Below are 418 nucleotides of genomic sequence, written 5' to 3'. Positions count from 1 at the left end.
CCTCATGCCCGAAGGTTGGGTGGCCCGCTTCCTCGCCCGGCAATAGTGCGACGCTTTGGGATTTGGATTCGCGGCCCATGGGCGCTAGATAGGCGCCAAAGCCCCGGAGGTTCCCATGCTGCTGCAAGACCCGCTGTTCATCACAGCCGCCATCGCCGCACTGATCGTGCTGGCCATCCTGATGTTCGGCATCGGCAGTTTCGCTAAGGGGGGTGAGTTCAACAAGCGCAACGCCAACAAGATCATGCGCTGGCGTCTGGGCGCACAATTCATCGCCGTCGTGCTGATCGTCGGCTTCGCCTGGAGCCGGTCGCGGGGCTGACATGGTTGTTCTGAGCAAGATCTACACCCGCACCGGCGACAAGGGCGAAACCGCGCTGGGGAATGGCAACCGGGTGCCGAAGGACGACCTGAGGGT

1 protein-coding gene and 1 pseudogene are annotated in these 418 nt (G+C 62.9%); both read left to right on the top strand.

Annotated features, from left to right (window positions below; translation table 11 throughout):
* The first annotated feature begins 115 nt into the window (after nucleotides 1-115).
* On the top strand, nucleotides 116-322 hold the full coding sequence (locus BTA51_RS29090; RefSeq protein ID WP_210404966.1) for a twin transmembrane helix small protein: 207 nt from the start codon (nucleotides 116-118) through the stop codon (nucleotides 320-322).
* Nucleotide 323: 1 nt separating this feature from the next.
* Nucleotides 324-418: pseudogene (locus BTA51_RS30975) on the top strand (ATP:cob(I)alamin adenosyltransferase); the annotation flags it as partial.

The organism is Hahella sp. CCB-MM4, assembly GCF_002260525.1.
In the GTDB taxonomy this organism is placed as follows: domain Bacteria; phylum Pseudomonadota; class Gammaproteobacteria; order Pseudomonadales; family Oleiphilaceae; genus Hahella.
Note: the sequence above shows the minus strand (reverse complement) of the source record. Positions and strands in the feature narration are given on the sequence as shown.

What these genes read in the sequence shown, in the direction of transcription:
- BTA51_RS29090 (WP_210404966.1), top strand. Translation starts at nt 116, where the DNA reads ATGCTGCTGCAAGACCCGCTGTTCATCACAGCCGCCATCGCCGCACTG.